At 57.7% G+C, this 2,204-nt stretch carries 2 protein-coding genes; both read right to left on the reverse strand.

Annotated features, from left to right (window positions below; translation table 11 throughout):
- Positions 1–62: 62 nt before the first annotated feature.
- Positions 63–488 carry a response regulator gene (locus HKX24_RS17500; RefSeq protein WP_276155539.1) on the reverse strand — a complete coding sequence of 142 codons (426 nt, stop codon included), beginning with the start codon at positions 486–488 and terminating at the stop codon, positions 63–65.
- Positions 454–1,884 carry a histidine kinase dimerization/phosphoacceptor domain -containing protein gene (locus HKX24_RS17505; RefSeq protein WP_276155540.1) on the reverse strand — a complete coding sequence of 477 codons (1,431 nt, stop codon included), beginning with the start codon at positions 1,882–1,884 and terminating at the stop codon, positions 454–456. The genes HKX24_RS17500 and HKX24_RS17505 overlap by 35 nt, the downstream gene beginning before the upstream one ends.
- Positions 1,885–2,204 lie beyond the last annotated feature (320 nt).

Below are 2,204 nucleotides of genomic sequence, written 5' to 3' on the forward strand. Positions count from 1 at the left end.
GGACTTTGCTGCCGTTCGAGTTTTGGCTGTTAAGGTCCGCTTTATGCGGTTTGCGATAGCCGTCATTCGTCCTTGGGGCTACCTGAGATATTCGCGGTTCCGATTGCGCGACCAAGTTCACCCGAAAGCAGCGGCTTCGAAAGCATTGCGTCCGGACGAATCGCTGCTTTCTCTTCGTCGGTCACTTGGTGCAGGCTCCCGCTCACGATGATGGACGGAATATCCATCTCACGACGAAGCACCAACGCTACATCCTGCCCGCGGCTCCCATCGGCAAGCTGAAGATCGACGATTGCAAGATCAGGAACGGAATCTCGGGCCATCTGGATCGCCTTTGACGCAGTCGCGGCGATGCCGACGACGTCATGTCCCATTTCATCAAGCTGCCCTTCCAGATCAAGCGCGATGAAGATGTTGTCTTCAACCACGAGAACTTTCAGAGTGGCGGTTCCCTCATTCGGGAAAAAGGATTTTTGTCCGCCAGCCATTCTTACTCTCTATCTCGATTGTTCCACCCAGTTGCGATGCCATTCCCTCAATCAAACGCTGACCGAGACCTGACGATGGTGGCCTAATGTCCGAACGATCGGTAGCCCGGTTTGTTCCGTCGTCTGCAACCTCAAGAGTGATTAAGTCGTCGCCGTTACGCCGCAGACTGATGGTCACGGTGCCTTCTTCATCTGGCTCAAAGGCGTGCTTGAACGAGTTGGTGACCAGCTCGTTCACCGCCAGAGACAGCGTGACGGCCTTGTCGGTTGCAAGCTGGATTGGATCCACGTCGAGTGTGATCCGGACACCCCCGCCTTCACCTGAAAGCGAAGCGTGAAGGTGCTCTTTCAACCTTTCCAAGTATCTGTCGATCTGGACCGAACTGACGTCTTCGTCCTCGTAGAGCGAGGCATGGATCGCCGCGACGGCGTTCACGCGTGCCGTAGCGGCCTTGAGCGATGCGCGCGCGGCCGCGTCCTTGGTCGCAGATGCCTCCAGGTTAAGAATGCTCGCAACCATCTGGAGAGAGTTCTTCACCCTGTGGTTAACCTCTGCGATCAGCACGTCACGCGCTTGGACCGCCTCGCGCAGGCTCTCTTCGCGTTCGCAGATCGATGTCGCGTCAAGCACGATGCCGACGATCCTGACATGCTGCGTATCCGGATCTCGAACAGATTCGCCGTGCCCAATGGCCCATCGCACGGTTCCGTCGGGGCGCATTATCCGGTAGTCGAGATGCAGGTCCGACCCAATGGTGCGACCGGCGCGCTCAATCTCGGCTATGGTCGCCCCATGGTCATCGGGATGGATGCGGTCAAAGAACTCCTGTGCCGTTGTGACAGTCTCTCCTGGTTCAAAGCCGAACAGGGCATCCAATTGCGGCGAGCGGGTCAGCCTCCCGGAAGCCGGGTCGAACTCGAAGTAGCTGAGCTCCGCACCGCGCATTGCAGCCCTTCGCTTCGCAGCGTCAGCGCGCTCCCCCAGAATGCTCCGCGTAACGTCTTCTGCTGTATGGATCACGTGGGTCACCCGTTCCGGCTCGGATGCGTCGGCGAAGACGGGTGAGTTCAGGATGCGCCAATATCTTGTGCCGTAGCGACCGTCGGCTTGCTGGACATCGTGCTGTCGCAACGGCATTTCCTGTGCCTCTCCAGTCGCGACAACTGCGTCTGTCGAGGCCTGCAATTCCGCCTCGGCGTCCGAGTTCGGATCATCTGGATTAGCTGGGAAGGCCTCGAAAACCCGGTTCCCGATTAGTTCTTCGGGCTGGCGGCCCAGCATGGCGCAATAACGTTGGTTCGCCGCGACGATCCGGAGGTCCGGCGTGAACACCATCTGCGCCGTCGGCGCTGCGTCGAAAAAAATGCCCAGATCGATACCGCTGACTTCATCCATTCTAGTGCCCTCCAGCAGCACGATTTAGCGAGAGCTCAGCACAAATATGCAAGCTTCAGCGTGATGTTGGAAAAACGGATACCAAACAGACTCTTGAGTGAGCAAGACGCATTCTTAGGGCTGCTATATAGCTTTTCGGTTGTCAGTAGCCCTCAAAGATGAGCACTGGTCTTGCTGCGACAAGTTCCAAAGGCCGGTTCAAGGGGTGTCAGCTGAGGTGGCTAATTGGCAGCTGAGGCATGCTCGCGGCTCGGTTGATGTCGGCTTTCAGCGCTTCCAACCCGTTTGTGCTTCGCGCAGCAATTGGGAGGTATGGGCTC

Origin of the sequence: Sulfitobacter sp. M85 (genome assembly GCF_029285915.1) — a bacterium.
Taxonomy (GTDB): Bacteria; Pseudomonadota; Alphaproteobacteria; order Rhodobacterales; family Rhodobacteraceae; genus Sulfitobacter; species Sulfitobacter faviae.

Bases quoted from the DNA above. Each gene is read 5' to 3' on its own strand.
- HKX24_RS17500 (WP_276155539.1), bottom strand. From the start codon at position 488: ATGGCTGGCGGACAAAAATCCTTTTTCCCGAATGAGGGAACCGCCACT.
- HKX24_RS17505 (WP_276155540.1), bottom strand. From the start codon at position 1,884: ATGGATGAAGTCAGCGGTATCGATCTGGGCATTTTTTTCGACGCAGCG.